Consider the following 24921-nt stretch of genomic DNA (forward strand, 5'->3'; position numbering starts at 1 on the left):
GCGCCGCGCCGCCCAATCAAGGGATCGGGCGTGCCGCCGGGCAGCCAGCGCTCGGGCACCCAGCGCTCGGGCACCCAGCCCAGCACCGTCTTGACCGAATCTATGACGACATTCTGCATTCTGCTCATCGGCCCTCTCCGGTCAGTTCGGTAAGCACCGCCCCGGCAGTGCGCTTGGCCAGTTCCACCTTGAAGGCGTTGCCGGCCAGGGGCCGGGCGCTCGCGAGTTCGGTGTCCATCGCAGCTGCGATGGCTTCAGGCGTCGCCGGGCCGCCGCGTAGCGCCTTTTCGGCCAAAAAAGCTCGCCACGGCTTCGGCGCAATGCCGCCGAAGGCGAGTCGGATGTCGTCGACCGCCCCATCCCTTGTGGTGATGGCTGCGGCAACGGAAACCAGCGCGAAGGCATAGCTCGCGCGATCCCTCACCTTCCGATAGGTCGAGCGGCCGGCGATCGGGGACGCGGGGATCTCAACAGCTATGATGATCTCGCCTGCTTCAAGCACGGTTTCCAGATCGGGCCGCTCGCCCGGCAGAAGGTGAAAATCGACAAGAGGAACCGTCCGCGCGTCTTTGCCGCCGGCAAGATGAACCTGCGCGCCGAGCGCGGCCAGCGCCACGCACATGTCGGAGGGGTGCGTTGCGACACAAGAGCCCGAGGCGCCGATGATCGCGTGATAGCGGTTGAAGCCCTCAAGGGCGTCGCAGCCGCTTCCCAACTCTCGCTTGTTGCAGCGCGAGCCCGCGGCATCGTTGAAGTAAAGGCAGCGCGTGCGCTGCATGAGATTGCCGGCGACCGTCGCCATGTTGCGAATCTGAGCCGACGCGCCGGCAAGGATCGCGCGGGAGAGCACCGGAAAGCGGGTACGGACCAGCGGGTGCGCGGCGACCGTGCTGTTGCGCACGGCCGCGCCGATGAGCAGACCACCCTGATCCGTTTCCTGGATTTCGGATGAAAGCGCGGTAACATCCACCAGGGCTGTCGGATGCTCGACGCCCTTGCGCATCAGGTCGACAAGGTTCGTCCCGCCACCAAGCAACCTGTGCCCCTCGCGGGTTGAGAACTTTACAGCATCCTCGATCGAGGATGCGCGCATGTAGGTAAACGGGGTCATATCACTTCCTCCCTTGCCACCTGAAGGATTGCCTCGACAATCCCGTTGTGCGCGCCGCACCGGCAGAGATTGCCGCTCATGCGTTCGCGTATCTCCTCGGGCGAGAGCGATGCGCGCGCGGCAAGGTCTGCGGTCACGTAGCTGGGCACGCAATCAGCGATCTCGCGCAGCATCGCGACGGCGGCGCAGATCTGACCGGGTGTGCAGTAGCCGCATTGAAAGCCATCATGCTCAATGAAAGCCGTTTGCAGCGGATGCGGGTCGGCGTCGCTGCCCAATCCTTCAATCGTCGTTACCGAACGTCCATCGGCCTGGATCGCAAGCGTCAGGCACGACAGCACCCTTTCGCCATCGATCAGGACCGTGCAGGCGCCGCATGCGCCCTGGTTGCAGCCGACCTTGGTGCCGGTCAGATGCAGTTGTTCGCGAAGGAGATCGAGCAGGGAAACCCGTGGATCGTCGGGAACGGCTACCTCGGTGTCGTTGATGCGTATCGCCATCGTTTCATCCCGGTGCAGGTTGCTGAAGACACTGTTACGCCCTGCATCAAGATAATACGAAATACGTACTATTCAATCTTCGTAGTACGCGATTTTCGCCATCATCGCGACAAAGTTATCTCTCTCGTCCGGCGAAAGCCTCTCCAGCATCGTTCGAAACATTTTGAGATAAGCCTGCTGCTGGTTGGCGACATAGGTTTTGCCCGCCTTGGAAAGCCGTAAGGCAACGGCCCTCCGATCACCTTCGGGCCGATGCCGCTCGAGAAGCCCGCGTTTTGCGAGGCGATCGGTCGCCGAGGAGATCGTGGTTGTCGCCACAGCGAGGAAGCGCGCAACGTCGGTGGGCCCGCAGTCGGGATGCCTGTTCACATATTGCAGAAGCTGTTTGTCGATTTCGGTGAGCGGCCTGACGGACCCTGCATCAGCCAGCTTGAACCGCCGCGCAAAAGCATCGAGCGCTGCTGCAAGCGCTTCTATTTGTTCATCGGTCGGCATCGTCATACATACACAATATGCCGGCAAGTCACGCGTGACCAGATCACCGGATCGTCCGAAGATGGAGGCTTAAGCCGCTTGCTGCGATCCCTCACATGAATCAATGCATAACATGTCGGCTTCCACGAACGCCTTTCCCAAGCGGACTGTCGCCCTACGGCCCCAAGCAGGACATTCGCAGACCGATTCGACAAGGACGTCTTATGGCGCAACTTTGACGTCTGCCTCCTCGGTTGGAAGGCTCTCCGTGGCGCCCCGAGTGTCAGGCCTTTAGCCTTTTCGTGCTATCGGTAGGTTGGCTAAGCGGCAGGCGACGAGGGGGACAAAGCCCATCCGCTGAACGAGTTGTTAGAAAGCAAGTCTGGACTATCCTGGCCGGTTATGCCGCCGCCTGGAAAAGACCCTGCTGATATCGACGGTTGCGCGCCCCCGCAACCAACTCCAGCTAAAATAATCCAATTTGGGCAAGCGTTTATCCAAGATAGGCCAATTTCACCCATCATTCGCATCACCGAAATTCAATGGCTTAGCTTGCAGGTTCAAATCACCTCGCAACCAATATTAACGCGGGTGACCTTCGCGGGATAACTGTTTTTTACCTGCCGATCAGGGCAAAGTGGGCTCACGCGCCCGCGCAGGTATTGTCTCGGTTGCAACCTGATCCGGTCATTTCATCTGCGACGGATGGAACTATTGAGAGAGAGGCACCCAATGCTGTCCTCACTGGGGCCGCTTCTCCCGCAATCGGGCTCACCGCTCGTCACCTCGATCCTGGGAACAACGTAGAAGTCGAGCGATCGCGTGAACGTTCATGCGCACGTGATTTCGGGACCAAGGCCGGTATCGAAAGATAGTCGCCAGTGCAGGGCGCCGATCGCGGATGATGGCTTCTTGGCGGCATACCGCGCAACGACAGAGGGGAATTGCCGTATAAACAAAAGTCTGCTGAGCCTCCTCTGTCGGCACCTTGCTACGACGCGATCGTTCCGTATGCGGAGAGAGCCCGTTGCAATGTATTGGCAGAAAGCCTGATGTCGCGGTCGCTGTTGACGGCACGGTACGTTCATGGTGATACACACCGGCCTGCAATCTGGGGTAGGGCACGCTTCCGTGGGAAAATTCTACGTCAATACGACCGTGAAGGACGTCAACCATGACGATCTGTTTGCATATTTGAACAGCAAGCACGATGCGTTCGTGGGCCCTGAAGTAGGCGGATGGTCCTGCTACACCGATATGGAGGTTACGCAGGATCCCGGGACCATCGCGCTCCATGTGGGGCGTTTGTCCGAACATTTCCAGGCTATTGCGATCTGTGTTCTCAATCACGATGACGATATTCTGTCGATCGATACCTTCCACAACGGCAGGCAGGTCTCCGAATACAAATCCTGCCCCGGCTATTTCGACGCGAATCCGAGCGAAGAGCGCCTGAAGCCGCGTCTTTCGGGTGCCGAGGTGCTGGCTGGGCTCAAGCCTGGCGTCTCGGAAACGCAGATCAGGGAAATCCTCGCGATCCAAGCCGAGCAGAACGCCTCTGCGATCGAGACGCACGAGGCCATCGTGCACCTGCTCGGCCTGCCGGACTATTTGGTCGGCTTTGGCTATGACTACGCTGCCGCCGGCGAGTTCCCGACGAACGGCGCCCTGATGGGGCGGACCGTCTTTACCGGCGCCTGAACAGCGAGATACCTCCGTAGCAGTCAAGCGGGAAAAGATAGATGAAGCCCTCCGATCCGACCTCGCGTCCGTCCGCCGAGCCCGCCGCGCCGCCGCCCGACAACCGAACGGACGAGGTGGTCACGGCCTTTGAGGACGGCGATTACGGACGGGCGCTCGCCTTGGCGAGGCCGCTCGCCGACGAGGGCAATGCCACCGCGCAAGCGATGATCGTGCGTCTCTGCCGGGAGGGAAAGGGTGTCGAGCAGAGCAGCGAAGAAGCCATCAAGTGGTATCGACGCGCTGCCGATGGAGGCCATGCCGGCGCGCAGAACGGTCTCGGCTACATGTACGACGCCGGCGAGGGCGTGGCACAGGACCTGGGGGAGGCCGCCAAGTGGTACGGTCGTGCCGCCGCGCAAGGCCACAAGGGCGCGCAATACAACCTCGCCCTCATGTACCTGTTCGGCGAGGGTGTTGCGCAGAACAGCGAGGAGGCCGCGAAATGGCTCCGCCGTTCGGCCGAGCAGGGATACGCGCCCCCGCAGAACAATCTCGGCACTCTCTACCACACCGGCGGCGGCGTGGAGCAGGACCATGCGGAGGCGGCCAAATGGTTTCGTCTCGCCGCCGAGCAGGGAAATGCCTCGGCCCAGAACAGTCTCGGCTATCTTCACCGCGAAGGCAAAGGCGTCGAGCGGGACCTTGCGGAAGCCCTCAAATGGTATCGCCTTGCGGCAGAGCAGGGCCATGTGCTCGCGCAGTTCAACCTCGCCACCTTTTATCACCACGGCGAGGGTGTGGAGCGGGATCCAGCCGAGGCCGCCAGGTGGTATCGCAAGGCTGCCGAGGCGGGCGATGCCGATGCGCAGATCAATCTCGGTACCATGTACCGCCATGGCGAGGGCGTAGAGGAGGACCTCGTTGAGGCCGCCAAGTGGTACCGGCTGGCCGCCGAACAAGGCCATCCGCAGGCGCAGAACAATCTCGCCATCATGCATTGGTTGGGCGAGGGCATGGAGGAGGCACCGGTGGAGGCCGCCAGGCTGTTCCGTCTTGCTGCCGATCAGGGCGACGGCGCCGCCCAGAAGAACCTTGGCCTCATGTACCGCGACGGCGAGGGCGTCGAACAGGACATGGCGGAAGCCGCGAAGTGGTTCCGCCTCGCCGCCGGGCACGGCAACGCCATCGCTCAGAACTGTCTCGGTATCCTGTACCGCAACGGCGATGGGGTTGAGGTGAATGACGCCGAGGCGGCCAAGTGGTATCGCCTCGCCGCCGAGCAGGGCTATGAGGTCGCGCAATACAATCTCGGCGGGATGTACAGGCTCGGCGAGGGCGTGGAACAGGACGCCGAGGAGGCGGTCAAATGGTTCCGCCTTGCCGCCGAACAGGGCGACGTGGACGCGCTTACCGATCTCGGCGTGATGTTTCTCAACGGCGAGGGTATGGAGCCGAGCCCCGCCGAGGCGATCAAGTGCTTCCACCTGGCGGCCGATCGGGAGGATCCGCGCGGCCAGTACAATATGGGCCTCATGTTCGATAAGGGCCAGGGCGTCGAGCAGAGCGACGGCGAGGCGCTGAAGTGGTATCGCCTTTCCGCGGAGCAGGGCTACGCCGCCGCGCAGATCAATCTGGGCTTCATGTACGGCGCCGGCCAGGGTGTCGAGCAGGATCTGGATGAAGCGATTAGATGGGTCCGCCTGGCGGCCGATGAGGGTCACCCTGTCGCCCAGTACAATCTCGGCGACAGCTACGAGACGGGCGACGGTGTGGAGCGGAACTATGCGGAGGCGGTCAAATGGTACGGGCTCGCCGCCGATCAGGGCTATCCGCCCGCGCAATGCTGCCTTGCCGAAATGTATCGATATGGCCGGAGTGTGAAACAAGACTATGGGGAAGCAATGCAGCTGCACCGCTTTGCCGCCGAGGCGGGATATGCTAGGTCCCAGAACAATCTCGGCGTCATGCATCTCAATGGTGAGGGCGTGGAGCCTGACCCTGAGGCGGCGGTCAGTTGGTTTCACTTGGCGGCCGAGCAAGGCGAGTCCGGCGGCCAGTTCAACCTCGGTCTCATGTACGACAAGGGCCGCGGCGTCACGCGGAGCAAGGTGGAGGCGCTCAAATGGTACCGCCTCGCCGCCGAGCAGGGGCATCCTGCCGCGCAAGTCAATCTCGGTTTCATGTACGACAAGGGCCAAGGCACTGAGCGGGACGTCGTGGAGGCGATCAGCTGGTTTCGGCTTGCCGCCGAGCAGGACCACCCTGTCGCCCAGCATAACCTCGGCCACAAATACGAGATCGGCGAAGGTGTCGCTCAGGACTACAGGGAGGCGATCAGGTGGTACCGTCTCGCCGCCGAGCAGGGTGACGCCTCAGCGCAGATCAATCTGGGCACGATGTATCATGCCGGCCGGGGCGTGGTGCAGGATTATCTCGAAGCGATGACGTGGTTCTCTCTCGCAGCCGATCAGGGAGAGGCCGACGGCCAGTACAATATGGGGTACATGGACAATAGGGGTCAGGGCGTGCCGGAGGACCAGGCGGAGGCCACCAGATGGTTTCTGCTGGCCGCCGAACAGGGACAACCCGCCGCCCAGTTCCATCTCGGCTACCGGTACGACACCGGCAAGGGCGTGCAGCAAGATTATCAGGAATCGGTCCGGTGGTATCGCCTTTCGGCTGAGCAGGGTTACGCTACCGCGCAGCTCAATCTCGGTTTCATGTACTACAACGGACACGGCGTGGAACGAGACCTGGTGGAAGCCCTGACGTGGTTTCACCTCGCCGCCGATCAAGGCGACGCGGACGCCCAGCACAATATCGGCTGCATGCATCTCGACGGCGAGGGCGTGCCGCGCAATCAGAGGGAAGCCGTCAAATGGCTCAAGGCCGCCGCGGCGCAGGGGCACCGCCAGGCGGACGAGCTCTTGAAGCAGATCCTAGGGTGAGAGAAGGGGCCGCTTCGGGAACTACAGGCCTTCGATGTTCTCAGGTTGCGCAAGATGTCGGGACATCGCTCGGGGGCATTCACCAGGCCCTTCGCGTATCGGCCGAGGGCGATACGAGGCCCCTGTGTGCTCCTGGACATGTGATCGCACCGACTGGCGCCGCTGCATCAGTCCGATACCGCGACCGGTCCTCAAGGCCGGTGCATCGTCAACTCGGCTGCCGTGCCCGACGGGCCTTTGGAATTGGACGCCGCTCCTTGCCGATGCCGCGTGGCTGCTCGGTGACCAGTCCCTTGAAACACATCGCCGGCCCCGTTAACAGTCCCGGGTCTCGTTGCGTACATCGCAAACTGTTTACGCCGAGCGAATGATTACGCCGCAAGGCGATCCTGGCCTGTTGCGGGCCTTCAGGGCGGTGGGGGGCGTTGGCGCTTCGGTGGCCGCAGAGAGAGGGGAGGGCCCGGTTGTGGCGCTTGTCGGTATCGACCTCGGTACCACCACAACTCGCTGATCGCCGTGTTCGGCGAGGGCGGCCCGGATCTGATCCCCAATGCGCTGGGGGAAGTGCTGACCCCTTCCGTTGTCGGCGTGGACGAGGTTGGCGAGATCCTGGTGGGGAAGGCGGCACTGACATATTTGACGACAGCATCGGCGAACGACATCGCAAGGACCGTCAGCACGATCATGGTCACCCCAAGGGCGACGTTCTCGTGACGCTCAACTATGTCGCGGCTCATGCGCTTATTCCCTTCGCTGATACCGTTCGCTTGCCGGCGCATTGACCCACCGGCGGCGGAGGCCCTCGCCTGCTCGATCAGTCTCCACGAAGGGAATGTGGAAAATACACTCACTAGTAGTATGCTTTGGTATGGCTAGAGATTCGTTCCGACAGCTTCAATCAAGATTTTGAGAGATCTATCACAGAATTTTTGAATAGCTGAGGAGTGAGCGCTCCAGCGAACAGCTCAACCTTCATCACTCCAGAGTTCATTTCCACTGAGGGGGACCGTCAAGCATGTATATCAGAACCGCCGTTGCACTCGGCCTCACCGCACTGCTGGCCGGCTGTATGACATTGCCCACGACCGTGGAAGGCTATCGCGAGTTCGCCGCCTCATCGTCGCTTGTCGGTAAACAGGAATATGATGTGAGCCGGCCCGCCTCGGCCGTCGCCGCGACATGGCGCTCGCGTTCCGCCGAATGCCTGAACTTCGGTTCGCAGACCTCGCTCACCCGCCTCGGCGGCAGCCCTGGATCGGGCATGAATGCGGTCTTCAGGGACAGCTACCGCACGCGGGTGGAGACGGTGGGGGGCCACTCGTCGCTCGTCATCGAGCACTACTCTCCGAATAATATCGGCGCGGAGGGATGGTATGTCTATCTCGTCGCAGATGTCGAGCCGGCCGGCGGGGGAAGTCACGTCACTGTCTTTGCGCCGCTTGCCACCGGGGCGTTCACCCGGCCCATTCGCGCCTGGGCGGAAGGCAATACCAAGCCCTGTCCGCTCCTCGACATGTAGTCGCTGAGCCTAGCGGCGGCTGCCGCTATGGCGCGCCCGCAACGGCACGGAGACGCGATTCTCCTACGTGCCGACGACGCGCCGGGCTCGACAGCCTCATGGCGCTGTCGAGGCATACGGGCCGCAGCTTCCAGAAGCTCTCTCATGCATACGACCAGGTGGGCAACATTGTCATCCAGTCCAACGCGGCGAGGCTGCACAACGCTTGCTGATCCTCGCCTGCCTGACCAGAAGCCCGTCGCTCGCCGCGGTGGGCTTTTTGCGTCTATCGCAGCGCGGCTCGCACCGAGCGCCAGCTTCAACCAACGGAGCGCGGCCTTTCCCACTCGGAGGCCGCGCCCGCGAACCAGCCCGTCAGGCTTTCGCGGCTAATGGGTCGGGACCATGCGGGTTCGGACCCACCGTTCCCTTCAGGAAGCCGAGCTCCACAAGCGCCCAAAGGGCGACGGGGAGGCCCAGTAAGGAGATGGTCATGCCCAACATGTTGGGAACCATAATGACCTCACCCTGCGCCTGCATCCTTTCAAAACCGATCCCAGCCAGCTGAGCTAAGATGGTTATCACCGTCGGCGCCCAGAAAATGGCGACGAACCACAGGGGCCGGTTGCGATCCCGCAGCCGCTTCACCGCGATCGCCGTGGAAGGCCATGCGAACAGGGCAGTCGTGATCAGACTTGCGAGCGCCCTGGCCGTAAGGCCGTCGCTGTAGGGCGAGGTGAAAATGGCGGTGCCGAAGAATGGGTATAGAATGGCGTAGAAGATGGCGGAGAGTATGATGAGATACAGCACGCCGATCCAGAGCTTGGAGCGGCTTATGCGGCCTTCAAATGTGGTGAGTAGCGGTATGGGATTCATGCGGCATCGCCTCCTGTCAATCAGGGTGCGGTTGCCTCGCCCGGCTCACGAGAACATTCCGAGAAACACCCCCGGAGATCTTTAAGTATATAATGCAACCGGGGCAACCGACCCGGCTGTTTATCAACAAAGGCGGCGCCGTATGGCCGATCAGATTGAGACCTTGAACCTGTTGGTGGGCCGCGCGAGCTCAGGGAACCCCGTATTCGAGAATCTTCCAGTGATTGCTCTGGGAGATGGGAAGTACGAATTGCGCGCCTCGCCGGGGCTTGTCCTCGGTGTGGCGAAAGCAGATATCATTGAGGTTGCGGAGGAAGGTGCTTTTTCAGTCATTTCCAGAGGCGGAAATGTCTGTGTCCAGATTCTTCTCGAGAGACCGGTAGAAAATCTGCAAAAAATTGAGAGCCGATTGACACTCGCCCTCACCGGATCAGTCGACGGCCTGACCGATCGACAATTGGTACTATCAATTCCGGTCAGCAATGGGTTCCAGAAAATCGAACTGTGCATACAAGAAATTATCGCAAACTTGCCAGGAGCGGATTGGCACTACGGAAACGTATACGACGACGAGAAAGACGGAACGACACCTCTCGACTGGTGGCTTGCGTAGCGGATTTTCCAGCTTCTGACAGGTGCGACAGGCCTGTGGGAGACCCAGTCCAACAAGCCGAGACCTTCCAGCTGTCGATGGCCTACGACACGATCTACAACATCGCGGCGAAGAACCAGCAGCATTTGCGCCACACGCCGGGCGGTTCGGCCATTACGCAGACGAAGATCAGCTACGACTGGACCTATTCCCACGAGGTTGCCCAGGCGCACGCGGCGAGTTTGATCGGCGAGCGCGCCTACAGCTATGACTTAAACGGCAACCACGCCGGCTGGGACCACACGCAGAGCGGCACGCAGCGCACGATCAGCTGGGACGAGGAGAACCGCATCCAGGTCGTCACCGACAACGGCCACCGCAAGTCCTACAAATACAACGATGCCGGCGCGTCATGAAGCGGGGTCCGCAGGGCGAACCGCCTACATCGACCAGTTCTTCACCATGCGCAACCGCGAGATCGGCACGAAGCTCGTCTTCGCCGGCGGTACCGGGCGTGGGCCCGTTGCTGGAGAGTGCGTTCGTCGCCACCGTCGCTGATGCGCACGCGTTCAAGTCGGGGCGCTGCCTCTCGGCCTGGATCGGGCTCGTTCCCAAGCAGAACTCAAGCGGAGGCAAGGAGAAGCTCGGTAGCATCTCCAAAGCCGGCAATCGTTATCTGCGCCAGATGCTCGTAGTCGGAGCAATGGCTGTCATCCGCTATGCCGAGCGGAACGGGACCAGGCGACCGTGGCTGAACTCACGGCCGAAGGGCGCAGAAAGACCGATGTGGAGTTGCTCCCCGTTTCTGTTGCGCTGCGCGGTGCTGCTCAGAGCCTCTTCCAGGCCGTCATAGTGTTTGCGCACGCTCTCGACCCAGTCCCAGCCCTTCATCTGTAAGCCGGACGCCACTGTTGTGGCGCTGGAATATCTGAATGTCCAGTTGCTGCTCGAGGGCTCGGATATTGCGGCTGACGGTGGATTCGCGCACGCGGAAGGTTCGCTCGACTCGGCGCATGCTGCCCAACTCTGCTGCCGCGAGAACATATCTGAGGAAGCGCAGCGCCTCGTCCATTGGGTGCAACTATTGGAGGAGCGTCGCCACGCGGTCATGAGCGCTCGAAAATCCGCTCAGAGAGACGGAGAAGACCATCTCCTGCCCGCCATCGGCGGTAGCATTTACATTGAGCTGGTTGTCGGCTCTGAGCGAGGCGACGGTGCTGGCGTCAAATGCGACATCGACAACGCAGCCGACCGGAAGACAGGTGCGGAAATGTTGCACGGCACCCTCTGCGCCATCTTCGAGTTGGTAGGTAATGCCGTTTTCGAGGGCCAACCCGAATGGTAGAACGAGGGTGCCCCTGACGCCCTCGTTTTCGGGTCTGAGTTCGATCACTAGCGCCCGTTGGCGGGTCTGCTGGGAAAATTGCTGCTGGGAGAACGCGCAGCGCTTGGTCTTGCCAACATCACGCGCTGACACGAGTGCACAGGCGACGGTTCAATCGCCATGGATTTCGCGCAAGGTTGCAGCATTGCCGGGAAGCGTCGCCTCTTGAGCCGAAGCGGGAGCTACCATGGCTAGGGCAAAGAGAACGGAAAGGGTGGTGAATCCAATGGAACGACTTGGCATGGTTCTCTCTTCGGTCATCGGCTGGCGGTATCCGTTGGCCGCGATCATGACGCCGGCCAAAGCTTTACGCCTTCGTCATGGGGTTGGTTCTCAACCCCAATGTCGTGCGCAAGGCCGGGGCCTGGATGGGCCAGCGTGAGGTCCGTGCCGCCTCGCCGCTGATCGTCATCGCGATCATGCCGTTCATCGCCAAGTTCGGCACGATCATCGGCCCGTCGATGGAAAAGATCATCGCTGCCGGACCGGCGCTGATCATGCAGGAGCTTGGAAATCTGGGCACCATCCTGCTGGCGTTCCCGGTAGCCGTGGTGCTCCTTGGCATGGGGCGCGAAGCGGTGGGCGCCAGTTTCTCGGTCGCGCGCGAGCCGAACATCGCCATCATCGCCGACAAATACGGGCTGAAATCCCCCGAAGGCGCGGGTGTCATGGGCGTCTATGTCATCGGCACGCTGTTCGGCACCTTCATCTTCGCCATCCTGGCTTCGCTTCTGGCGACCTCGGGGCTGTTCAGCATCGAAGCGCTGGCGATGGCCTGCGGCATTGGCTCGGGCTCGATGATGGCTGCCTGCTCGGGCGCTCTGTCCCATGCAGTTCCGGAGATGAAAGATCAGATCCTCGCTCTGGCAGGCGCCAGCAATGTGCTGACCTACGCAACCGGGCTCTATCTGTGCATCTTCGTCGCTCTGCCGGTGACCGAGAAGCTCTATGACTTGCTGGGCCGCAAGGAGCCCGCCACCAAGATTGCCGGAGAATGACCATGAGCAATGCTGAACTCCCCGTTGATTTCGAAGCAGAGGCAAAGCCCGATCTGGCTCAGCACGCGGTACTGCTGATCGCCGTCTGTCTGATCGCGCTGGTCGGCAATACGGTGGCGACCGATGCCACGGTCATGCAGGGGCTGGTTGGTTTGGCGATCCTTTATGTGATCGCCATCCTGGGGCTGGTCCTGACCAATATCGTACCGGTGGGGCTTCCCTCGGTCGCGTGGATCTCGCTGGTGGGCATCGTGGTGACTTTGCCCTGGACGCCAGGCAGCGCGTGGCTGCTGGAGAAAGTCAGCCACGTGAACTTCCTGACGCTCGCAACCCCCTGCCTGGCCTATGCCGGCATCGCCATCGCCCGTCGCGAGATCGAGATCGCCAGGTCCTCGGGTTGGAAGCTCTTTATCGTCGCGGTTCTCGTGATGACCGGCACATATGTGGGATCGGCGATCGTGGCCGACCTGTTCCTCTAAGGAAGAACTTGTGACAGCCGCTTCGGTGAGAAGCGGCTGTCACCGGGCTTCCGCTTAGAGTGGCGGCTTCGCACTGCGGAGATCACCCACGATCACGAGCGCAATTCGGCGGCAACGCATCGTCAAGACAGGATGTCTGGAAATCAAGCGCTCTCGGCTCGAAACACCTGATCAGGCATCCCCAGCACGAAATCGCGCGCGCGGCTGATGTGGGCGCGGGCAGCGTTGTCGGCGGCAGTCAGGTCGCCATCGAGGATGGCTCGCGCGATTGCGCGGTGTTCGTAGATCGACGCATCGATCGTGTCGGGCGTCATTGACGTCGCGATCTGCGCCATGATCAGCGACAACTGAAGTTGCCGGTTGAGTTGTTCGAGCGCACTGTTGCCAGCGGCGCTGAAGACGGCCGCGTGAAAGCGCTCGTTTTCGGAGAGGTAGGCTGATGCGGACAGGCGTATCTCTGCCGCCCAGATCGGCGCCACCTCCTTCTCGAACGTGCTGCGAACGACCAAATCCTGCGCATTCTCCGCAGCCAGGCGCGCAGCCAGAGCCTCGAGCTCGATGCGGATCTGGAAAAGTTCGAATGTTTCGGTTCGCGTAAGCCGCCGCACGAGTGCTCCGCGATTCGGAACGATCTCGATGAGCCCTTCGGCGGAGAGGAGCCGAAACGCCTCGCGCAGCAGGCTGCGGCTCACTCCCAGTTCCGCCGTCAGGTCTGCCTCGACGAGACGCTGACCCGGGACGTAGCGTCCGCTCTGGATTGCCAGGCGAACCGCATCGGTCACGCGCTCGCCCTTGACCCCGCGCGGGCTCCTTTCGGTCTCGCCAACCACCTGCACCAGAACGCCTCCAGACTGTCTTGATTGCTTCGGCTTCAAATTATCCGCAACGCCGTCGATTGACAACAACAAGATTGTCCGACAATATTGATGGCGACCAAGGGAGGGGCTGCATGATTGGAAAACGTGGCAGCGCGACGACGTCGATCAGCACAGCCGATGCTGCGTCGATCACCGTGCGGGGCAAGGATCTGACGCGGGATCTCATGGGCCACGTCTCCTTCAGCTCCTACTTCTTTCTCCTTTCCACCGGCCAGGCGCCTACGAAGGAACAAGAATTCTTTCTCGACCTGCTGCTCGTCGCCATTGCCGAGCACGGGCTGGTGCCCACCAACCAGGTGGCTCGCATGACGCTCGCGGCCGAACCCGGCTGTCTGCAAGCGGCCGTCGCCGCCGGCATCCTGGGATGCGGCTCCGTGATACTTGGCACGGCGGAAGCCTGCGGGCAGTACCTGCAACAAGCACGGTCGACGACCGAAAGCGCCGCGGACAAGGATGCCGCCCTGAAAGCGCATGTTCGCGGGATCAGAGACGCCGGGCTCAAGATCCCGGGATTTGGTCACCCGGTTCATAAGCCGGTCGACCCACGCACTGAGCGCATTCTTGAACTGGCGGAACAGCATGGGGTGGCGGGACCCTATGTCGACCTCGCGCGGCGCACGCACTCCGCAGTCCACGAGGTCTGGGGCAAGCCGCTCACGATGAACGTTTCGATGATGATCGCTGCCGTGCTGCTGGATCTCGATTTTCCGGCCGCGATCCTGAAGGGCGTGCCGATCCTCGCCCGCACGGCAAGCCTTCTGGCGCATCTGGCCGAGGAGAAGGAGACCCCGATCGGGTTCCTGATGGCGCATCACGCCGAAGAGGCAATCAGCTACGAGGAAAAGCTTGCATGATGCGGGATCCGGTCTCCGAAACCCGGGATTGGGGCGAACAACAGGCCCTGGACGACGATGCCTACCGCGCCCAGATCGCCTACCTGTTCGAGAACGCGCCCTTCTATCGCGAGAAACTGACCGCTGCAGGTTTTGCCGATGCGGCCAGCGTGGGCGGGCTCGACGCCATCTCGGCCTTGCCTTTCACGACCAAGGACGCGTTGCGGGAAAGCCGGACTGCCGAAAATTCCATCGGCGGGCATCTGGCCGTGCCGCGCGAGCAGATCGTGCGTATCTACTCCACCAGCGGCACCACGGGCACTCCGAGCTATATCCCGCTGACCGCCGCCGATGTCGCCGACTGGGTCGAGATATCGTCGCGCTCATATTCGGCTTCGGGAATCGGTCGTGGTGCCCGGCTGGTCTCCACCTACAATGCAGGACCCTTCGTGGCCGGTGTCACGCTCGATGCCTTCGCGGCACTGGGGCTGACCCATATCCCGGTTGGCGCGGGAAACACCGAGCGCCTGATGGCGGCGGTTCAACTTCTCGCGCCGGACGCACTCGCCTGCACACCCTCCTACGCGCTCCATCTCGCCGAATGGGGCGAAGCGCGCGGCATCGACCTGAAGGCATCGAGCGTGAAGCGCATCCTCGTCGCCGGAGAACCCGGCGGCGGAGAGCCGACGCTGCGCGCCCGCATCGAGGAAGCCTGGGGGGCCAAAGTGACCGAGGCCATGGGCATCGGCGACGTCTCCGTATCCCTCTGGGGTGAGTGCGAGGCGCAGGACGGAATGCATTTCTCCGGCCGCGGCTACGTTCATTTCGAACTGATCGATCCGGAGACCGGAGACGTGCTGCTGATCGAGGACGGGGCCGAGGGCGAACTGGTCTACACGCATCTGCGCCATCGCGCCGCGCCGATCCTGCGCTTCCGGAGCCGCGACCACGTCGTGATCCGTACCGGCACCTGCAGTTGCGGGCGCACCGCGCCGCGCGTTCGCTGCATCGGGCGGACCGACGACATGCTCATCGTGCGGGGTGTGAACGTCTTCCCGACGGCGGTGCGCGAGGTCGTGTCGGAATTCGCCCCGGACGTGACTGGTGTCATCTCGATCCGGCCCGGCCAGGCCGGCGTCAAACAGGAGCCGCCCCTTCAAATCCGCGTGGAACTCAACGAAGGCGTCGCGGGGGAAGACGGTCTTGCGGAGCGCATTCGTCAGCGCATCCGGGACAAGCTGATTTTTACCAGCGCGGTGGAACTCGTGCCGTTCGGAACGCTGCCGCGCACGGACTACAAATCGAAACTCGTCGACAGGAGCGCATGAACCGAGCGCCTCGCGACGCAAGGCATTCATGGAGGAGGAAACCAATGAAGAACCTGATGATCGCCCTGGCGATGGTCTCCGGCGCGGTAACAGGCGCGGCGGCGGCAGAGTACGAACTCAAGATGTCCTCGATGTTCCCCTCGACGCATTTCATCAACACCATGGCCATGCAGCCCTGGGCCGATGAGATCGAGAAGCGCACCGGCGGGCGCGTCCACTTCACGCTCTTCCCCGCCGGGTCGGCTCTCGGTGACGCGACCAAGCAGTTCGATCAGGCGCGCACCGGCGTGGTCGACGTCTCCGTGGGCATCCCTTCCATTCCGCGCGGACGGCATCCGAAATCGGTGCTTGTGGAACTCCCCTTCACCGTACCCAATTCCGAGATCGGTACCTGCGCCATGATGGCGATGAAGGACGAGATGTCCTCCGACTATCCCGATACGCACGTGCTGTACCTGACCGTCACGGAACCGAGCGGCGCGCATACGTCGAAACCGATCAAGACACTCGACGATCTCAAGGGCCTGCGTATCCGTACACCCACTTCGGCAATCACGGCCATGCTCGAGGAGATCGGGGCAGTCCCGGTCGGCATGCCGCCCACCGAAATCTACGAGAGCGTCGAGCGCGGCGTCATCGACGGCAACATCATGCCCTGGGGTCCTGTCGGCGCCTTCAAGCTGCACGAGGTGCTTGGCTATCATTTGGACGCGGCCATCAATCCGGTCGCAATGTACATCGTGTTCAACCAGCGCAGGTTCGACAGCCTGCCCGAGGACGTGCGGCAGGTCATCGACGAGGTCAGCGACGAGGTGTTCTCGAACTGGGGCCGCTGGTGGCACGAGACCGATCAGGAGGCCGTCGAGATGGCCAGGGCAGCGGGCAACGAGATTGTTCCGATGTCCGACGAGGATCGGGAGGCATGGCGTCAGCGGCTCCAGCCGGTGATCGACAATTACCTGGCGAACGAATCCGATATGGATGTCAAGAAGGCCGAGACCACCTATGCCGCCATTCTCGACGCGGTGAAGGACTGCGAGTGACATCGAACGGGGTGACGGAACCGGTTTCGTCACCCCGTTCGAACGCTGAGATCTGATGACATGAAACGAATCTCGCTCGCACTTGCCCTTGCTGGAACGTCGGCTTTTCTCGTCGCCGTCTTTCTTACCGTGACCGACATCATCCTTCGTTCCTTCAGCGGCATGACGGTGTATGGGCTGACCGACATCGTCACGCTCTGCACGATGATCGGTGCAATGCTCGCCATTCCTCGCGGCTTCGCGGCCGAAGAGCATGTCGCGGTCGACGTTTTCACCGCGAGGATGCCTTTGCGGGCGCAGAACGTCTGCGCGCTCGTTGCGGCGCTGCTCGCCCTGATATTCCTCGCGGCCGTCGCCTGGTTCGGCTGCCAGCAGATGATGCGGGAATATGCCTATGGAGACCGCAGCCAGTCCATCGGCATCCCGATGATCTTCTACTGGTTGCCGCTCGTCACGGGCATGGCCGTCGCCGCCCTGGCCAATCTATGGCTCGTCGTCCGATACGCACGCGCCGTGTTCGGGGAATAACATATGTCTGCTCCACTCACTGGAGTTGTCGGCCTCGTTGCCCTGCTGGCCCTGATTTCCATCCGCGTTCCCGTCGCCATCGCCATGGGCGTGGTGGGTGTGGTCGGAGGCATCTACATCAACGGCTGGTTCAGCCTGGGTTTTGTGCTCGGCTCGCAGCCCTTCGTGACGTCATCGAGCTACTCGCTCTCGGTCATTCCCCTCTTTGTGATGATGGGCGCCTTTGCTTCCCGCGCGGGGCTCTCCGCCTCGCTCTACCAGGCGCTGCATGCCCTGATAGGTCACTGGCGCGGTGGGCTTGCCTCCGCCACGATCGGCGCCTGCGCCCTGTTTGGCGCCGTGTGTGGCTCCAGCCTCGCGACCGCCGCGACGATGGCGCGTGTCGCGGTGCCGGAAATGACCGGGATCGGCTACGACCGCCGCCTGACATCCGGCGCCCTTGCGGCGGGAGGCACGCTCGGCATCCTGATCCCGCCTTCCATCATCATGGTCATCTTCGCCCTTCTGACCGAGCAGTCCATCGGGCGGATGTTCCTGGCGGGTATGATACCCGGTGTGCTTGCAGCCCTTCTCTACATCGCCACCGTGACGATTCTCGCCACGCTTCGTCCGGACTGGGCGCCCCGCATGCAGCGCGTTCATGGCGAAAACCGCCTTGCTGCCCTGCGCATGATGAGCCCGATCCTTGGTCTCTTCCTGGTCGTCATGGGGGGCATCTATGCGGGCATCTTCTCTCCCACGGAGGGGGCCGGCGTCGGAGCTTTCGGTGCAATCGTCCTCGCCGGGCTGCGCGGTTCGCTCAACCGGCAGGTCATACGCGACGCGCTGGTCGAGACTGCCTCTACCACCGCCATGCTCTTCATGATCCTGATCGGCACGTCGGTTCTGCAATTCTTCATCGAAACCTCCACGCTGCCCCGCGTCATCGTGGACTGGATCGGCACCCTGGGGCTCTCGGCCACCGGGGTCATCGTCCTGATCCTCGTGATCTACATCATCCTGGGATGCTTTCTCGACAGCCTGTCGATGATGCTCATAACATTGCCGTTGGTATTCCCGATCGTCCAGGAAATGGGAATCGATCCCATCTGGTTCGGCGTGCTGGTCGTTTCCGTCGTCGAGGTCGGCCTCATCACACCACCGCTCGGGATGAACCTCTACGTCATTGCAAGCTCGGTGCCGAATCTGCGCTTCGAAACGGTCGCCGCGGGCGTCGTGCCCTTTCTGCTGGCGGATTTCGTGCGTATTGCGCTTCTTGTGGCGGTACCCGCCCTGTCGCTTTTTCTCCCAAATTTGCTGATGTGAAGCGTAGAGCTACAGATCCATTCGGCTAACCGCCTCGCTTTGGAAGGGAGGTGCGGCGAAGGTCCGCTTCTGTGATGGGTTTTGGATGCCGACGCCTTGCCATCTACGCCCTCACCGTCGAAGAAACCCGGCGTCAATCGGAAAAGCATAGCCGGGCCCGGCAGCCGGCCGGCCGCCGGGCCCGCATTGCGTCATGCCGCTTTCACCTCGATCTTGCGGACCTTTTCCTGCGCCTCCGGCGTCTTGGGCAGGGTCACGGTCAGGACGCCGTTCCTGAACCGTGCCTCGGCCTTCTCGGCGTCCACCCCGGCGGGCAGGGGAATATTCCGGTAGAAGGCGCCGTAGCTGCGCTCGGACAGGTAATAGCCCTTCTTCTTCTCCTCGCGCTCGTTCTTCTTCTCGCCCCGGATGGTCAGGACGCCGTCGCTCAAGCGGACGTCGATGTCCTTTTCATCCATGCCGGGCAATTCGAACGAGACCTCGACCTCCTTGTCGGTCTCCGATACGTCCGTGTGCGGGGACCCGAGGGAGAGGAAGCCGTTCGCAGCGCCGGATGAGTGCTCGAACCGGTTCCAGAACTCGTCGAAGACACGGTTGATATCCCGCCGCAGGGTCACAAGCGGATTGTCGGCGCCGTCCTGCGCTTGCGGGAGGGTGCTCCGCGTTCGGTTCCAGGGAATGAGATCCTTGATCTGCATGTTCGACCTCCTGGTATCTCAAAACTCTTACGCCGCCTTCACGTCGATCCTGCGGGTCTTGGCGGTCTCGGCCTTCGGCATCTTCAAAGTGAGCACGCCGTTCTTGTGGCTGGCTTCGATATGGTCGCGGTCCACCTCCTCGGAGAGCGTGAACACACGCTCGAAATCGCCTTTGCCGCACTCCGCGTAGACCCGCCGATAGCCCTCGTGAGCTTCCGCCGGCACCTTGCCGCGGATGGTCAGGACGCGGCGCTCGAGAGTGACGTCGACATCGCCGGGCGCAACGCCGGGCATGTCGGCGACGAGCACCACGTGATCCTCGGTCTCATAGATATCCGTACTTGGCAGGTAGATCGCCGTCGGCCGGCTCGGCTCGCCGCCATTGTCGCGCGCGACCTCCCGCTTTCTCGTGGTGGTCACTTCCTGAGCCATGACTGCATCTCCCTTCCGTTCAGTGCTTGCTGATCTGGATCTTGCGCGGCCGGTCGACCTCGGGTCGCTGCATCTCGATCTCCAGGACCCCGTTCTGGAACCGGGCCTGTACCTGGTCCGGGTCGACGCGATAGGAGAGCGAGACGGTGCGCGAGAATGCACCCAGCGGCCGCTCGCGGCGGTGCCAGCTTGCCTTCTCCGCCTCGTCTGCCGGCTTGCGCTCGCCGCGGATGGTCAACGTGTCCTCGCGGATGGTGAGATCCACGTCCTCGGCCGACAGCCCCGGCAGTTCGGCCGTGACCGCGACGCTGTTCTCGCCGAGCCAGAGATTGACCGGCGGATAGAGCCTGGTCGCAGGAGAGCCGGCGAAATCGGCAAACAGCCGGTTCATATCCTCCTGAAGACGTTGCACCTCCGCGAACGGATCCCTGTCGAAGCCTCTTGTTCGTCCCAGCAGCATTGTTGCTATCCTCCTTGTTTCAAACACAGCATTTCGTCCGCACGCATCTGCACCGCGCACGCCAGCGCGTGCTCAGCGTACGACGCTGCGCTCTGCGGAATTCTAAGGTGCGGAGAAGTACTGCCGAGCCAGAGGCATCGAGAAAGAAGAGCCCGGTAACGACCGGCGCGCCCGAAGGAGGATCGTGCCGGATGACAAACAATGGCTAGGCGCACATCCCTTCGTCGCCAAGCGACGTGCAGCGCCCGCCCTTTGGGCCGGACTCGCCATTTCTTGCCTCGGGACCCGTCAGTGGCATCCCGCGGCAATCGATTTGGTAAGGCCTCGCCGATTTTCAAGTGGGGCACGGGCCTCACCAGCCGCGATGCTTTCTCGGGCGGCGGTGCGCGGATCGTCGGCCTGCGCGATGTCGTCGCCACGCCATTTCAGGAGGCCACGGCAGGCGTGCGCGTGCACGCCGAGATCATCGACCAGATGGCGATCGAGGAGGTCGACCGGCTGATGACGGCAGGCGTGCGGCGGGATGCTCCTTGCCGATGCCGCCATGGACTCTCGGCGCAGTTTGACATCGCCCGCTGGACGTGTGCGTCGCATTGCGAGACGAACCGGGCTATATTCCGGGTTGACAATGCGTGCGAACTAGGCAAGCCTATTATTTAGGCGCGAGCAGCGTTGCTCATTCGAAGCGCCGCCTGAACGTCAAATCGATAATGTCCAGATGCCGTTTCGGCATTCCGGGACAGGCAGTGAAGCCCGCGGCAGCGTTGCCGGCGGGCTTTTTACGTTTCGGGGTACGCATAAGGGGACAAGCCGTCGTGGCGCCGAAGTGTTACCAAGTTGGCCTGCTGTTCTCGACCTCCGGTCCGTATTCGGTGGTCGCCCAGTCGATGCTAAACGGTGCGCTGCTTGCCCTTGAGCAGGTCAATGCGGAACCGGAAGCCGGGGTGAGGCTCGAGCCTGTGATGGGCGACCCGGGTGGCGCCAACGCCGAATATGCCCGCCTTGCCCGCGAGATGCTGAATGACGGAATCCGCCACGTCGTCGGCTGCTATACCTCGTCCAGCCGCAAGGAGGTGATCCCCTTCTTCGAGAAGCACGATGCGCTTTTGTGGTACCCCTCCCACTACGAGGGTTTCGAGGCATCGGCGAATGTCGTCTACACCGGTGCCGCACCGAACCAGCACATCCTGCCGCTCACCAGATACCTGGTCGAGGAGTACGGAAAGCACGCCTTCTGTGTCGGCTCGAATTACATCTGGGCATGGGAGAACAACCGCATCCTCCGTGAGACGCTGCTGGCCAATGGCGGCGAGGTTATTGCCGAGCGCTATTTGCCCGTTGGCGAAACGGACTTCGACCCTCTCATCGAGAAGATCGTCGATGCGCGTCCGAGCTTCGTCTTCAACACCCTGATCGGCACGAGCGCCTACCATTTCTTCCGCACCTTCCGCGCCGCATGCCAGAAGCGCGGTATCGACCAGGCGCGCGAGATACCGGTCGCCAGTTGCAGCCTTTCCGAACCTGAGTTGGAAGAGATCGGCCCCGACGCCGTTGACGGGCATCTGAGTTCGAGCGTCTATTTCTCGACGATCGACAGCGCGGCGAACGCCCGGTTCATCGAAGCCTACCGCGCGCGCTTTCCCGCCGGGCCCACGATGTCGGCGGATGCAGAGGCGACCTTCATCGCCGTCCGGCTGCTCTCTGACGCGCTTCGCAGCGCCGGGAGCGATGCCATCGACCCGGTGCGGGAGGCTGTCGGTGGCGCGGCCATCACTGCGCCGCAGGGCCGGGTCTCCATTGATCGCGATTCCCGGCACGCTTGCCTGACGCCGCGCATCGGCCGCTCCAATGGGCAGGCGCGCTTCGACATCATCCTGGAAAGCAGCCGACCGGTGCGACCCGACCCCTATCTGATCGAGTCTGCCCCGCGTTACACGCTCGTCGCCCGCCGGCCCAATCTGAGGATCGTCTCATGAACGCCTTGAGGCTCCAGCAGAATTTCCGCGGCTCCCGCGCGCACCTCGTTCTGCAGGATGCCGGCGTCTCGGACATTCTCGCCATCGCATTGAAGCGTCTGGGCGTCGAGGTCGCCAGAACGAGCGTGCAGACCGCCACGGTGTCCCTGCCGGAGTTGGCGGCCGATCGTGACATCGTTTTCCTTGATGGCGATGTGGATTTTTCCTTCGATCCGCCCCTGTTCCGCGCCGGTCACCTGCCACCCGCGCCGATCATCGGGATTGTGGGGATGGAGGCACCGAGCCGCCTCAAGGGACTGATTCATGCCGGTGCCACGGCATTCCTGCGCAAACCGGTGCACACGGGCTCGGTCTACTCGGCACTTTTCATGGGCATGAACGGATATCTGCGCTGGCACGATCTGGAAAGCCGGATCGCGGCCCGGGACCAGCGGCGGCGCGGACGGCGCTCCGTGGTGAAGGCGATCTTGCTCGTGATGGACCAGAACGGCGTCGACGACGACGAAGCCTACGCGATCCTGAGGCGCGCCTGCATGAAGGCCCGCGTGAGCCTGGAGGACTATTGCGAATCCCTCGTCGGGACCACGCAAGTGGAGACGATCCGGAGGCTCACCGCTTCCGCCGCACGGTCCGGACGGGCCAAATAAAAAAGAACCAGAGGAGAACAGGAATGAACGTCAAGCAAGCATATTTGCAACCACTCGCCGTGAGCGCGGTCCTTCTGTGCCTGGGCGCCGGCACCGCACAGACCCAGGAAGCGATCAAGGTGGGCGTACTCGAGGACCAGTCCGGCGACTTCGCCGCCGCGACCGCGGTCAAGGTCCATGCCATCGAGCTGGCGGCCAAGGAGATCAACAATGCGGGCGGAATCGACGGCCGCCCGATCGAGTTGGTCGTCTATGACACGCAGTCCGACAATACCCGCTATCAGGAATTCATGCGCCGCATATTGCAGCGCGACCAGGTGGACGTCGTCTTCGCCGGCTTCTCCTCCGCATCCCGGGAAGCCTACAGGCCGATCCTCAACCAGTTCGACGGCTTTGCCTTCTATAACAATCAATATGAAGGCGGGGTTTGCGACGCGAACATGGTCATCACCGGCGCCGTGCCCGAGCAGCAGTTCTCCACCCTCGTTCCATGGATGATGGAGGAATACGGATCGAACGTCTATACGATCGCCGCGGACTACAATTTCGGTCAGATCTCGGCGGAATGGGTGCGCAATATCGTGGAGGAGGAGGGCGGCACAATGGTGGGCGAGGAGTTCATTCCGCTCGGCGTCTCGCAGTTCTCCCAAACCATTCAGAACATCCAGGACGCCGATCCGGATTTCGTCGTGACGCTTCTCGTGGGCACCGCCCAGGCCTCCTATTACGAACAGGCCGCCGCGGCCAATCTCGGACTGCCGATGGCCTCTTCGGTCAATGTCGGCCAGGGCTACGAGCACAAGCGCTTCAATCCGCCGAGCCTCGCCGACATGTATGTCACCACGAACTACATCGAGGAGGTCGACAGCGGGGCGAGCAACGACTTCAAGGCCCGTTTCCACGAGATGTTCCCGGACGAAGCCTATATCAACCAGGAGGCGGCCAACTCGTACATTGCGCTCAATCTCTACAAGCAGATGGTCGAGCGTACCGGCGGTTCCACGGATCGAGAGGACCTGCGCAAGGTGATCGCCCAGGGTGACGTGTGCTTTGACGGCCCGTCCGGCAATGTCTGCCTGGATCCCAAGAGCCAGCACATGTCGCACACCATCTATCTGGCGAAGGTGGGTGAGGATCATTCGATTTCCTTCCCGAAGGTCTGGGAGAACATCCAGCCTTACTGGCTGGGCGAGGTCGGCTGCGACCTGACGCAGAACGATCCAAGCGCGCAGTACACGCCGTCCAGCCCGCCACCGGCCGAGTGAGCCTTGCACCACGGCGGCGTGCGTGAATGCGTTCGCGCACGCCGCGCAAATCTCGCGCTTGCGGACGATGTCGCGAGCGTTGTCCGGCTTTCCCGCCTCGGAGACCCGCCTTGGACCTTTTCAGCGCAGCTTTCGCTCTGCTCTACCAGTTCGGCGACGCGTTCGCCTTCCTGGTGCTTGCCGCCTGCGGCCTCGCCATCATCTTCGGCATGATGGGTGTGATCAATCTTGCCCATGGCGAGTTCATCATGTGCGGCGCCTATGTGACGGTGGCGGCGGCGCGTGTCGGCATTCCACTGCCTGTGGCGGTCGTCTCCGGCGCGGTCGTTTCCGGGCTCGTGGGAATGCTCGTCGAGCGCATTGTGGTTCGCCCCCTCTATCGCCGACCCCTGGACACCATCGTTGCGACCTGGGGCGTCAGCCTCATCGCCACGCAGGGAACGCTCATCCTGCTCGGCTCGACCATGGCGGGCATCGGTACCCCGTTCGGCAGCATCGATGTCGGGGGATATTCCTACTCGGTCTACAGGCTGGTCCTGATTGCCGCCGCCATCGCCGTCCTGGTCGGTCTCTACCTGGTCTTCAATGCCACTCGTTTCGGGATTATCGCCAGGGCCACCATCCAGGTTCCCCACATGGCCGAGGCACTCGGCGTGAACACCGGCCGCGTCTACGGCATCACCTTCGGCCTCGGCACTGCACTTGCCGGGCTTGCCGGCGGGCTCTACGCGCCGACCATGACTCTCGTGCCCACCATGGGTTCGACCTTCCTGATGGAAGCATTCGTGACCGTCGTCGTCGGCGGCGCGGACGTTTTCCTGGGTACGGCGCCGGCGGCGGTGGTGCTGGGCCTCGTGAAGGCACTCCTGACGTCCTGGCAAGGCCAGCTCTTCGGCCAGATCGGACTTCTCGTCGCCGTCATTATCGTCATCCGGATCCTGCCCAAGGGCTTTTCCGGTTTCTTTCTTCGCGAGCGTGCCTGACC

General features: G+C 62.4%; 28 protein-coding genes and 2 pseudogenes. 19 read left to right on the plus strand and 11 right to left on the minus strand.

Features of this window, described 5'->3' with window-relative positions; translation table 11 throughout:
* Positions 1 to 124 precede the first annotated feature (124 nt).
* From ACFP9U_RS08150 to ACFP9U_RS08160, 3 genes are all read right to left on the minus strand, one after another.
* A complete protein-coding gene (locus ACFP9U_RS08150) occupies positions 125 to 1111 on the minus strand; it encodes an FAD binding domain-containing protein (RefSeq protein ID WP_378620464.1) in 987 nt (328 codons plus the stop codon).
* Positions 1108 to 1611 (minus strand): 2Fe-2S iron-sulfur cluster-binding protein, encoded by a 504-nt coding sequence (locus tag ACFP9U_RS08155; protein ID WP_378620466.1) that lies wholly within the window; start codon positions 1609 to 1611, stop codon positions 1108 to 1110. The genes ACFP9U_RS08150 and ACFP9U_RS08155 overlap by 4 nt, the downstream gene beginning before the upstream one ends.
* 72 nt (positions 1612 to 1683) lie before the next feature.
* Positions 1684 to 2112, minus strand: a complete 429-nt coding sequence (locus ACFP9U_RS08160; RefSeq protein WP_378620467.1) for a MarR family winged helix-turn-helix transcriptional regulator — start codon at positions 2110 to 2112, stop codon at positions 1684 to 1686.
* Positions 2113 to 3171: 1059 nt separating this feature from the next.
* On the opposite strand from ACFP9U_RS08160, the gene ACFP9U_RS08165 reads away from it, so the two are divergent.
* The 4 genes from ACFP9U_RS08165 to ACFP9U_RS08180 all read left to right on the plus strand — a co-directional run bounded on the left by ACFP9U_RS08165 (position 3172) and on the right by ACFP9U_RS08180 (position 8235).
* On the plus strand, positions 3172 to 3786 hold the full coding sequence (locus tag ACFP9U_RS08165) for a hypothetical protein (RefSeq protein ID WP_378620469.1): 615 nt from the start codon (positions 3172 to 3174) through the stop codon (positions 3784 to 3786).
* A gap of 41 nt (positions 3787 to 3827) precedes the next feature.
* Positions 3828 to 6716 carry a tetratricopeptide repeat protein gene (locus tag ACFP9U_RS08170; RefSeq protein ID WP_378620470.1) on the plus strand — a complete coding sequence of 963 codons (2889 nt, stop codon included), beginning with the start codon at positions 3828 to 3830 and terminating at the stop codon, positions 6714 to 6716.
* Between the two features lie 516 nt (positions 6717 to 7232).
* On the plus strand, positions 7233 to 7430 hold the full coding sequence (locus ACFP9U_RS08175; RefSeq protein WP_378620472.1) for a hypothetical protein: 198 nt from the start codon (positions 7233 to 7235) through the stop codon (positions 7428 to 7430).
* A 301-nt stretch (positions 7431 to 7731) separates the two neighbouring features.
* Positions 7732 to 8235: a hypothetical protein gene (locus ACFP9U_RS08180; RefSeq protein ID WP_378620474.1), complete on the plus strand. Its 504-nt coding sequence runs from the start codon at positions 7732 to 7734 to the stop codon at positions 8233 to 8235.
* A gap of 354 nt (positions 8236 to 8589) precedes the next feature.
* Here ACFP9U_RS08180 and ACFP9U_RS08185 read toward each other — a convergent pair whose 3' ends face one another.
* Positions 8590 to 9090 (minus strand): DUF805 domain-containing protein, encoded by a 501-nt coding sequence (locus tag ACFP9U_RS08185; protein WP_378620475.1) that lies wholly within the window; start codon positions 9088 to 9090, stop codon positions 8590 to 8592.
* 142 nt (positions 9091 to 9232) lie between these two features.
* Between ACFP9U_RS08185 and ACFP9U_RS08190 the strand changes: the two genes are divergently transcribed.
* The 3 genes and pseudogenes from ACFP9U_RS08190 to ACFP9U_RS08200 form a co-directional block, all read left to right on the plus strand.
* Positions 9233 to 9703: a DUF4265 domain-containing protein gene (locus ACFP9U_RS08190; RefSeq protein ID WP_378620477.1), complete on the plus strand. Its 471-nt coding sequence runs from the start codon at positions 9233 to 9235 to the stop codon at positions 9701 to 9703.
* Positions 9704 to 9738: 35 nt separating this feature from the next.
* Positions 9739 to 10098, plus strand: a complete 360-nt coding sequence (locus ACFP9U_RS08195; protein WP_378620478.1) for a hypothetical protein — start codon at positions 9739 to 9741, stop codon at positions 10096 to 10098.
* 92 nt (positions 10099 to 10190) lie between these two features.
* Positions 10191 to 10400 (plus strand): annotated as a pseudogene (locus ACFP9U_RS08200) (transposase); the annotation flags it as partial.
* Positions 10401 to 10529: 129 nt separating this feature from the next.
* Here ACFP9U_RS08200 and ACFP9U_RS08205 read toward each other — a convergent pair.
* The 3 genes from ACFP9U_RS08205 to ACFP9U_RS08215 are packed head-to-tail and all read right to left on the minus strand — an operon-like array spanning position 10530 to position 11357.
* Positions 10530 to 10754 (minus strand): helix-turn-helix domain-containing protein, encoded by a 225-nt coding sequence (locus ACFP9U_RS08205; protein WP_378620480.1) that lies wholly within the window; start codon positions 10752 to 10754, stop codon positions 10530 to 10532.
* A 9-nt stretch (positions 10755 to 10763) separates the two neighbouring features.
* Entirely contained in the window at positions 10764 to 11159 is a 396-nt protein-coding gene (locus ACFP9U_RS08210) for an invasion associated locus B family protein (RefSeq protein WP_378620482.1), read from the minus strand.
* An 18-nt stretch (positions 11160 to 11177) separates the two neighbouring features.
* Positions 11178 to 11357, minus strand: a complete 180-nt coding sequence (locus ACFP9U_RS08215) for a hypothetical protein (RefSeq protein WP_378620483.1) — start codon at positions 11355 to 11357, stop codon at positions 11178 to 11180.
* Positions 11358 to 11377: 20 nt separating this feature from the next.
* Here ACFP9U_RS08215 and ACFP9U_RS08220 point away from each other — a divergent pair.
* A pseudogene (locus ACFP9U_RS08220) lies at positions 11378 to 12064 on the plus strand (DUF3100 domain-containing protein); the annotation flags it as partial.
* 2 nt (positions 12065 to 12066) lie between these two features.
* Complete coding sequence (locus ACFP9U_RS08225; RefSeq protein ID WP_378620485.1) at positions 12067 to 12543, plus strand: hypothetical protein; 477 nt, start codon at positions 12067 to 12069, stop codon at positions 12541 to 12543.
* A 143-nt stretch (positions 12544 to 12686) separates the two neighbouring features.
* On the opposite strand, the gene ACFP9U_RS08230 is transcribed toward ACFP9U_RS08225, so the two are convergent.
* On the minus strand, positions 12687 to 13379 hold the full coding sequence (locus ACFP9U_RS08230) for a GntR family transcriptional regulator (RefSeq protein WP_378620486.1): 693 nt from the start codon (positions 13377 to 13379) through the stop codon (positions 12687 to 12689).
* Between the two features lie 20 nt (positions 13380 to 13399).
* Here ACFP9U_RS08230 and ACFP9U_RS08235 point away from each other — a divergent pair, with 20 nt between their 5' ends.
* Genes ACFP9U_RS08235 through ACFP9U_RS08255 form a run of 5 tightly spaced genes read left to right on the plus strand, consistent with a single transcriptional unit; the run spans position 13400 to position 18458 of the window.
* Entirely contained in the window at positions 13400 to 14275 is an 876-nt protein-coding gene (locus ACFP9U_RS08235) for a citryl-CoA lyase (RefSeq protein WP_378620488.1), read from the plus strand.
* Positions 14272 to 15582, plus strand: a complete 1311-nt coding sequence (locus ACFP9U_RS08240) for a phenylacetate--CoA ligase family protein (RefSeq protein ID WP_378620490.1) — start codon at positions 14272 to 14274, stop codon at positions 15580 to 15582. Before ACFP9U_RS08235 ends, ACFP9U_RS08240 begins: the two co-directional genes overlap by 4 nt.
* 44 nt (positions 15583 to 15626) lie before the next feature.
* Positions 15627 to 16625: a TRAP transporter substrate-binding protein gene (locus tag ACFP9U_RS08245; RefSeq protein WP_378620491.1), complete on the plus strand. Its 999-nt coding sequence runs from the start codon at positions 15627 to 15629 to the stop codon at positions 16623 to 16625.
* A 60-nt stretch (positions 16626 to 16685) separates the two neighbouring features.
* Positions 16686 to 17153, plus strand: a complete 468-nt coding sequence (locus tag ACFP9U_RS08250; RefSeq protein WP_378620493.1) for a TRAP transporter small permease — start codon at positions 16686 to 16688, stop codon at positions 17151 to 17153.
* Between the two features lie 3 nt (positions 17154 to 17156).
* Complete coding sequence (locus ACFP9U_RS08255) at positions 17157 to 18458, plus strand: TRAP transporter large permease (RefSeq protein WP_378620494.1); 1302 nt, start codon at positions 17157 to 17159, stop codon at positions 18456 to 18458.
* Between the two features lie 191 nt (positions 18459 to 18649).
* On the opposite strand, the gene ACFP9U_RS08260 is transcribed toward ACFP9U_RS08255, so the two are convergent.
* The 3 genes from ACFP9U_RS08260 to ACFP9U_RS08270 are packed head-to-tail and all read right to left on the minus strand — an operon-like array spanning position 18650 to position 20048.
* A complete protein-coding gene (locus ACFP9U_RS08260) occupies positions 18650 to 19156 on the minus strand; it encodes an Hsp20/alpha crystallin family protein (protein WP_378620496.1) in 507 nt (168 codons plus the stop codon).
* Positions 19157 to 19183: 27 nt separating this feature from the next.
* Positions 19184 to 19588, minus strand: coding sequence for an Hsp20/alpha crystallin family protein (locus ACFP9U_RS08265; RefSeq protein WP_378620497.1), 405 nt, complete (start codon positions 19586 to 19588; stop codon positions 19184 to 19186).
* Between the two features lie 19 nt (positions 19589 to 19607).
* Positions 19608 to 20048: an Hsp20/alpha crystallin family protein gene (locus tag ACFP9U_RS08270; RefSeq protein WP_378620500.1), complete on the minus strand. Its 441-nt coding sequence runs from the start codon at positions 20046 to 20048 to the stop codon at positions 19608 to 19610.
* 291 nt (positions 20049 to 20339) lie between these two features.
* On the opposite strand from ACFP9U_RS08270, the gene ACFP9U_RS08275 reads away from it, so the two are divergent.
* The 5 genes from ACFP9U_RS08275 to ACFP9U_RS08295 all read left to right on the plus strand — a co-directional run bounded on the left by ACFP9U_RS08275 (position 20340) and on the right by ACFP9U_RS08295 (position 24919).
* Entirely contained in the window at positions 20340 to 20708 is a 369-nt protein-coding gene (locus ACFP9U_RS08275) for a hypothetical protein (RefSeq protein WP_378620501.1), read from the plus strand.
* A 155-nt stretch (positions 20709 to 20863) separates the two neighbouring features.
* On the plus strand, positions 20864 to 22024 hold the full coding sequence (locus ACFP9U_RS08280) for a transporter substrate-binding domain-containing protein (RefSeq protein ID WP_378620503.1): 1161 nt from the start codon (positions 20864 to 20866) through the stop codon (positions 22022 to 22024).
* Positions 22021 to 22671, plus strand: coding sequence for an ANTAR domain-containing response regulator (locus tag ACFP9U_RS08285; RefSeq protein ID WP_378620504.1), 651 nt, complete (start codon positions 22021 to 22023; stop codon positions 22669 to 22671). The genes ACFP9U_RS08280 and ACFP9U_RS08285 overlap by 4 nt, the downstream gene beginning before the upstream one ends.
* Before the next feature lie 23 nt (positions 22672 to 22694).
* On the plus strand, positions 22695 to 23936 hold the full coding sequence (locus ACFP9U_RS08290) for an urea ABC transporter substrate-binding protein (protein WP_378620506.1): 1242 nt from the start codon (positions 22695 to 22697) through the stop codon (positions 23934 to 23936).
* Positions 23937 to 24046: 110 nt separating this feature from the next.
* Positions 24047 to 24919, plus strand: a complete 873-nt coding sequence (locus ACFP9U_RS08295; RefSeq protein WP_378620507.1) for an ABC transporter permease subunit — start codon at positions 24047 to 24049, stop codon at positions 24917 to 24919.
* Positions 24920 to 24921 lie beyond the last annotated feature (2 nt).

Origin of the sequence: Nitratireductor sp. GCM10026969 (assembly GCF_042660605.1) — a bacterium.
Lineage (GTDB): Bacteria > Pseudomonadota > Alphaproteobacteria > Rhizobiales > Rhizobiaceae > Chelativorans.